Origin of the sequence: Stenotrophomonas sp. GD03777, assembly GCF_029842485.1 — a bacterium.
GTDB lineage: Bacteria > Pseudomonadota > Gammaproteobacteria > Xanthomonadales > Xanthomonadaceae > Stenotrophomonas > Stenotrophomonas sepilia.
Genome location: NZ_JAOCGL010000155.1, coordinates 1 through 6,629 on the forward strand (window position 1 = coordinate 1; position 6,629 = coordinate 6,629).

Annotated in this window: 7 protein-coding genes; 4 read left to right on the plus strand and 3 right to left on the minus strand. The window is 67.3% G+C overall.

Going from position 1 to position 6,629, the window contains the following annotated elements:
* Positions 1 to 174 precede the first annotated feature (174 nt).
* Both N5E02_RS19595 and N5E02_RS19600 read right to left on the minus strand, forming a co-directional pair.
* Positions 175 to 441, minus strand: coding sequence for a DksA/TraR family C4-type zinc finger protein (locus N5E02_RS19595; protein ID WP_005418184.1), 267 nt, complete (start codon positions 439 to 441; stop codon positions 175 to 177).
* Positions 442 to 611: 170 nt separating this feature from the next.
* Positions 612 to 1,169, minus strand: coding sequence for a DUF2058 domain-containing protein (locus N5E02_RS19600; protein WP_005418186.1), 558 nt, complete (start codon positions 1,167 to 1,169; stop codon positions 612 to 614).
* 63 nt (positions 1,170 to 1,232) lie between these two features.
* Between N5E02_RS19600 and N5E02_RS19605 the strand changes: the two genes are divergently transcribed.
* The 3 genes from N5E02_RS19605 to N5E02_RS19615 all read left to right on the plus strand — a co-directional run bounded on the left by N5E02_RS19605 (position 1,233) and on the right by N5E02_RS19615 (position 4,201).
* Positions 1,233 to 1,733: a M48 family metallopeptidase gene (locus tag N5E02_RS19605; RefSeq protein WP_065185472.1), complete on the plus strand. Its 501-nt coding sequence runs from the start codon at positions 1,233 to 1,235 to the stop codon at positions 1,731 to 1,733.
* A 47-nt stretch (positions 1,734 to 1,780) separates the two neighbouring features.
* Positions 1,781 to 2,479, plus strand: a complete 699-nt coding sequence (locus N5E02_RS19610; RefSeq protein ID WP_065185471.1) for an RNA pseudouridine synthase — start codon at positions 1,781 to 1,783, stop codon at positions 2,477 to 2,479.
* A gap of 165 nt (positions 2,480 to 2,644) precedes the next feature.
* Positions 2,645 to 4,201, plus strand: coding sequence for a phospholipase D family protein (locus N5E02_RS19615; RefSeq protein WP_231114083.1), 1,557 nt, complete (start codon positions 2,645 to 2,647; stop codon positions 4,199 to 4,201).
* Between the two features lie 3 nt (positions 4,202 to 4,204).
* Here the strand turns inward: N5E02_RS19615 and N5E02_RS19620 are convergent, their stop codons facing one another.
* The gene (locus tag N5E02_RS19620) at positions 4,205 to 5,281 is read right to left on the minus strand and encodes an HDOD domain-containing protein (RefSeq protein WP_279946644.1); all 1,077 of its coding nucleotides are present in this window, start codon (positions 5,279 to 5,281) and stop codon (positions 4,205 to 4,207) included.
* Positions 5,282 to 5,558: 277 nt separating this feature from the next.
* On the opposite strand from N5E02_RS19620, the gene N5E02_RS19625 reads away from it, so the two are divergent.
* The coding region (locus tag N5E02_RS19625) for a Glu/Leu/Phe/Val dehydrogenase dimerization domain-containing protein (RefSeq protein ID WP_279946643.1) at positions 5,559 to 6,629 on the plus strand (1,071 nt) is incomplete at its 3' end.

The following is a 6,629-nucleotide window of genomic DNA, read 5'->3' on the forward strand; positions in this document are numbered from 1 at the left end:
GTGGGGCTGCGCAGGGGCGTGAGCCGCATGGATGCGGCGAACGAGCTTACATGGACGTACTTGCAGCGTCCCCCTCAATCGGACCCACCCCGCCATCCCACGGATAGCACGCTTTTGCCGTTGCCGTTGCCGTTGCTCCAAGCAGGTGCATGGCGCAGCCCTGCCGAGCACCCCTTACCTCAGCTGGCTGTCCTTGCTGCCACGCCGGTTGTAACCGGCATGCGCCTGCTCTTCTTCGTCATGCGCCTGCTGGCACGCCACGCACAGGCGAACTCCCGGCACAGCACGACGTCGCGCCAACGGAATCGGCGCTTCACATTCCTCACAGTGCTCGAGGCCCGGGCCCTGCCGCAGCTGGCGGCGCGCGCGGGCGATCGCATCGTCGACGGTGGCGTCGATCTGGTCCTGGACCGCGCCATCTCCCGCCCAACCGGTGGCCATGGTCTTCCTCCGCAGGTGTGTCGCCTGATATGGGGACGATACACCCGCGCACAAAGGAGCAGGCCAGTGTTGCGCCGAGCCGTGCCCGGTGCGCCTTCAGCAAGCTGAGCAGAACGCCAACGGATCCAATCGGGGCGATCGCGACTTAATCCCCTCCGTCCCCTTTTTGCCTACCAGATCAGGTCGTCCGGCACCTGGAACTGGGCGTAGTAGGCGTCGTCCTCGGCGTTGCCGGTGGAGATCTCGGCAGTCGAGCCCGGCTGGCCGTGGTCGACGATGATCGCCTCCGGAGCCCGCTCGCGCACCTTCTCGGCGGCGGCGCGCGGCAGCAGGGCGTAACCCTCGCCATTGGCGACGATGACCAGCACGCCCACCGACAGCGCCTTGCGCAGCTTGGGGTCGATCAGCAGGGTGCGGATCGCCGCGCCATCGCTGAAGCGATACTCGTCATCGCCCTTGTGGGGTACTGCATGGGCCGCGATGATCTGCTTCGCCTGTGCCTTCTGTTCCGCCTGCCTGGCCTGGGCATTGCGCTCGGCGGCCAGCGCACGGTCGCGCTCGACCTTCTCGGCACGGGCACGTTCAGCCTCACGCTGGACCTCGGCCGAGGCCGATTCGGCCTTGCCCTGGCGGGCCTTGGCCTGCTCCCGCGCGGCGGCGCTGGCCTGCGACTTCTTGGCCAGACCTGCCTTGAGCAATTGTTCCTGCAGCGCGTTGGGCTTTGCCATGGTTGGTACATACCGCGTGTAATCTTGGATGCTTCCATTCTACCGACGCCCCGCCGCCCCTGCATGGCAGTCCTGAAGTACCTCACCGGCTACCCCGAACCCCTGGTCGCCCAGGTCAGCGAACTGCTGGCGCAGGGCAAGCTCGGCCCCTGGCTGCAGCAGCGCTATCCCGACCCGCACGAGGTGCGCAGCGACCGCCAGCTGTACGACTACACCCAGGCGCTGAAAGATCGCTACCTGCGCAAGTCGGTGCCGCTCAACAAGGTCTGCTACGACAACACCCTGGAAGTGATCAAGCACGCGCTGGGTACGCATACCGCCATTTCCCGCGTGCACGGCAACCGCCTCAAGGCCAGCCGCGAGATCCGCATCGCTACGGTATTCCGCCAGGCGCCAGCGGCGTTCCTGCGCATGATCGTGGTGCATGAGCTGGCCCACCTGAAGGAAGCCGACCACAACAAGGCCTTCTACCAGCTGTGCCAGCACATGGAACCGGATTACCTGCAGCTGGAGTTCGATACCCGTCTGTACCTGACCGAGCTGGCCAACCGCAGCCAGCGCTGACCGGCCGCAGCAGCTACACTGCGCGCCCCCTGCCCGACCTGCCCGCCATGGAACCGATCCGTCTCGACAAACGCCTGTCCGCCCTGCTCGGCATCCCCCGCGGCGAAGCGCGGCGCTATATCGAAGGCGGCTGGGTAACGGTCGACGGCGAAGTGGTGGAACAGCCACAGCGCCCGGTCGATGACAGCGTGGTGATCGTCGTGGCCGAGCAGGCCAGTGATGAAAAGGCCGAGCGGGTCAGCATGCTGCTGCACAAGCCGGCCGGCGTTGCTGCTGAGACCCTGTGTGCGCTGGTCAGCAGTGACAGCCGCAGCGAACTTGATGCCAGCGACATCCGTCCGTTGCAGCGCCATTTCCACGGCCTGCAGCTGGCCGCTGCACTTCCGGCCAGCGACAGCGGCCTGGTGGTGGTCAGCCAGGATCCGGCCACGCTGGCCCATCTACAGCGCAATCTGGGCCGCACCGAACAGGAATACCTGATCGAAGTGGCCGAAGGCGGCCCCGAGCGAGGACCGTGGCTGCTGGCGCGGCTGCAGCAGGAATCCGGCGGCGCGAAGGTCAGCTGGCAAAGCGAGCAGCGCCTGCGCTTTGCCGGCAAGGGGCTGACCGCCAAGGGGCTGCGCGTGTCGGTGACCGCCGCCGGGCTGCAGGTGCTGGCCGTGCGCCGACTGCGCATCGGCCGCGTGGCATTGGGGCCGCTGCCGCCGGCGCAGTGGCGTTACCTGGGCAGCGACGAGCGGTTCTGAGGCCTGCGGGTCAGGGCCCTTTCCTGCAGAAACGGGTCCGCCCCCCATCCGTGACGCCCGCGGGGTCGGATCCCTTGCCGAAGTCAAGGGCGCTGACGCCCTATCGATCCTGCAGGCATTCCTTCACGCAGGGCGTGGATCTACCATCGAGGCATGAGCCTGCCCATGCCCCTGTGGCGACGCCTGTTGCGCGTCGCTGCAATCATCCTCGCCGCGCTGTTGCTGCTGGTCCTGTCCGGGCTGCTGCTGGCCGACCATCTCACGCCACAGGCACAGGGCGCGCCCTCGCATGTACTGCCATTGCAGCCGGCGCAGACCCGCATCGACCAGCAGATCGTGCCGCTGCAGGACGCGCATCCCGGGCAATCAGGCGTAGCGTTCCTCAGTGATGGCATGGATGCCTTCGCCGCGCGCGCGATGATCACCGCGCACGCTGGCCGCAGCCTGGACCTGCAGTACTACATCTGGCACGACGACCTGATCGGCCACCTGATGGCCAAGGCGCTGCATGACGCCGCCGAGCGCGGTGTGCGCGTGCGCATCCTGCTCGATGACATGAACGCCAAGGACAAGGACGCGCTGATGATGGCGCTGGACCGGCACCCCAACATTGAAATCCGCCTCTACAACCCGTTCCGCAACCGGACCGGCATCCTGCGCGTGGTAGAGATGGTGCAACGCTTCTTCAGCGTGAACCACCGCATGCACAACAAGAGCTGGATCGCCGATGGCCGCGTCGCGATCGTCGGCGGCCGCAACATCGGCGAGGAGTACTTCAGCGCGCGCACCGATGTGAACTTCCAGGATCTGGACCTGCTGGTCGCCGGCCCTGCCGTGGAGCAGGCCAACCGGATCTTCGACGACTACTGGAACAGCGAGGCCGCCATTCCGGTATCCGCGCTTGCCTTCCATACCGATGCACAGCTGCGCCTGCTGGTGCGCGAATCGGATCATGAGGCGCAGCGGGACGTGGCCCGGCCCTACCTTGCGCGCGTGGCCGAATCGCGCCAGCGGCAACGCCCGAGTCCCGAGCCATTGCACTGGAGCAGTGCAGTGCGCATCGTCTCGGACCCGCCGATGAAGCATCGCAGGGATGATCGCGCTGCCTGGCTGGTGTCGACCCTGATCAGCGAGCTGCAGGCCGCCCGGCACAAAACGTTGTTGATCTCACCCTACTTCGTGCCAGGCAACGAAGGCCTGGATGGCTTTTCGGCCATGGCCGGGCGGGGCGTGCAGGTCGGCGTGGTGACCAACTCACTGGCTGCCAACGACGTCGCCGCCGTGCACGGCGGCTACATGAGCTACCGCGTGCCGTTGCTCGAAGCGGGCGTCCACCTGTACGAACTGAAGGCGCAGGGGCAGTCCGGCGATGCCGGCATGTTCGGCAGCAGCGGCGCGAGCCTGCACACCAAGGCGTTCGTGGTCGACGACCGCCGCGGCTTCGTCGGCTCGTTCAACCTCGACCCTCGCTCGGCCTACCTCAACACCGAAATGGGCGTACTGTTCGACGACCCGGTGCTGGGGGCGCAGCTGCGCGATGAGTACCTGCGCCTGGCGGACCCCAGGCACAGCTGGTGGCTGGCGCTGGACGACCGAGGCCGGCTACGCTGGCTGGAGCGTGAACCGCCACCGCACTGGGTGGAGGCCGAACCCGGCGCGAGCCTGGGCAAGCGCTGGACCGCGCGGGCCATCAGCTGGCTGCCGGTCGAATCGCAGCTGTAGTACTCAGGCCGCCGGGCCGGCCTGGTCCTGTCCGGCACCATCCAGCGTTTCCACGCTGCGCCCATGCAGGCGCCGCCAGATCCAGCGCAATGCATGCGGCGGCGCTGAAGGCAGCTGCTCCAGCAGCGCCAGCATGCGGCTCTGGCTGGCATGCCCATGGCGGCACAACAGGCTGGCCGCTGCAGCGGCGCTGGCCAGGCGCAGGCTGTCGGCCAGCGCCCCTTCTGCATCCACCGCCAGGGCCTGGTGAACCGGCTCAGGCAGCTCCCATGCGGCGGCGACCCGCTGCGCCAACGGCAACGACCACTGCTGCAACATCTGCAGGGCCAACGCCGGCTCCACGGCCTCGCCGCGGGCCTGCGCTTCCTGCACCAGCTGGCGCATTACCAGTGACGCGCCCAGTCCCTGCACCAGGCCCAGCCACTGCGCGGCGAAAGCATCACCGAAGGTAACCGTGCGTGCGTGGTCTGCAGCCGCGCGCGAGGCCAGCAATGCGTGCTCCCAGATGATCGTGCTGAACTGCGGGAACACTTCGCACTGCACCTGCATCACCGGCTGCACCAGTACCGCACTGATGATCTGCCGCACGCCTTCGGTACCCACCAGTGTCACCGCCCGCTGCAGGCTTTCGACCGGGCGCTCATGCACCTTGTAGGCCGGGCTGTTGGCGATGCGCAGCAGGTTGCCGGTCAGTACCGGGTCCTGACCGATGATCGCGGCCATCACCCGCGCTGAGGCGGCATCGTCGTTGACGGTCTGGATCAGCTGCGGCAGCAGTTGCGGCCGGCGGGGCAGCTGCCTGGCCGCCCAGTTGCGGTCCTGCAGCGCGCGCGCCACCGCCTCGCCCAGCCCTGCGGCCTGCACCGGCGTGGATTCACCGGCCAGACGCGGGTACAGGGCCAGCGCATGCAGGCCACGTTGCAGATGTGCAGCGATCTCGGCCGGGGGCAGCGCCTCGCCCTGCAGGCTCGCCGCTGCGGCGGCCACCGCCTGGCGGGACGCAGCAACCAGCCGCGACGGTGCCGCCCCGGTCGAACGCGCCAGCCAGCCGCGCAGCGATCGCCACCAGGCCGCTGTCATCGCCGCCCGCCCTGTCGTTGCAATGTCCTTGCCGTCACTGACCGCCCGCCTCTTCACGCCAATCCGGCCACCCGCCGTCGTCGCAGCATCGGCCGCACTTTCATCTTCTTTAACCGGAAGGCATGCGATGTCGACGGCACCGGCCAGGGGAATGGACTAGAATGGCGCCGCGCGACCCGTCCCCCAGCCATGACGACGTCGCTTTTTTTGTTTTGGGACCCTACCGTTCACTGGCCGTTCGCTGCAGTTCGCCGCTGATCGCGCCATCGGAGACGCCATGCTATTCGAAACCCTCGCCACCACCGGCCACGAACAAGTGGTGTTCTGCCACAACCACGATGCCGGCCTGCAGGCGATCATCGCCATCCACAACACCACCCTGGGCCCGGCCCTGGGCGGCGTGCGCATGCGTCCGTATGCCAGCACCGACGAGGCGCTGGCCGACGTGCTGCGGCTGAGCCGGACGATGACCTACAAGAATGCGCTGGCCGGCCTCAACGTCGGTGGTGGCAAGGCGGTGATCATCGGCGACCCGAAAGTGGACAAGACTGAAGTACTGTTCCGCGCCTTCGGCCGTTATGTCGACTCGCTGGGAGGGCGCTACATCACCGCCGAGGACGTCGGCACCGACGTCAACGACATGGAGAACATCTACCTGGAGAGCCAGTTCGTGACCGGCGTGCACCAGGTCCATGGCGGCTCCGGCGATCCGGCCCCGTTCACCGCCTACGGTGCGCTGCAGGCGCTGATGGCGGCGATGCGCTTCAAGTTCGGCCATGAGGAAGTGGGCAAGACCAGCATCGCAGTGCAGGGCCTGGGCCACATCGGCATGGAGCTGGTCAAGCTGCTGCGCGATCGCGGCGCCAAACTGTATGTCACCGACCTGGACAGCGCGCTGGTTGATCGCGCGGTCAGCGATTTCGGCGCCGAAGCGGTCAAGCCCGACGAGATCCACGAAGTGAACGCCGATGTGTTCGCACCGTGCGCGCTGGAAGGCGCGATCAACGCCGACACCCTGCCGCGGATCAAGGCGAAGATCATCTGCGGTACCGCCAACAACCAGCTGTCGAGCCTGGAAATCGGCGATGAACTGCATGCGCGCGGCATCCTGTATGCACCTGACTACGCGGTCAACGCGGGCGGCGTGATGAACGTGTCGCTGGAGATCGATGGCTACAACCGCGAACGCGCGATGCGCCTGATCCGCAGCATCTACCACAACCTCACCCGCATCTTCGAACTGTCGCAACGCGAGAACATCGCGCCGCAGCGGGCAGCCGACCGCATCGCCGAAAGCCGTATCCTGTCGATCGGCAAGCTGAAGATGCCGCTGGGTCGCAGCACCCCG

Coding starts and splice junctions, on each gene's coding strand:
- N5E02_RS19595 (WP_005418184.1), bottom strand. CDS start 441: ATGGCCACCGGTTGGGCGGGAGATGGCGCGGTCCAGGACCAGATCGAC.
- N5E02_RS19610 (WP_065185471.1), top strand. CDS start 1,781: ATGGAACCGATCCGTCTCGACAAACGCCTGTCCGCCCTGCTCGGCATC.
- N5E02_RS19615 (WP_231114083.1), top strand. CDS start 2,645: ATGCCCCTGTGGCGACGCCTGTTGCGCGTCGCTGCAATCATCCTCGCC.
- N5E02_RS19600 (WP_005418186.1), bottom strand. CDS start 1,169: ATGGCAAAGCCCAACGCGCTGCAGGAACAATTGCTCAAGGCAGGTCTG.
- N5E02_RS19605 (WP_065185472.1), top strand. CDS start 1,233: ATGGCAGTCCTGAAGTACCTCACCGGCTACCCCGAACCCCTGGTCGCC.
- N5E02_RS19620 (WP_279946644.1), bottom strand. CDS start 5,281: ATGACAGCGGCCTGGTGGCGATCGCTGCGCGGCTGGCTGGCGCGTTCG.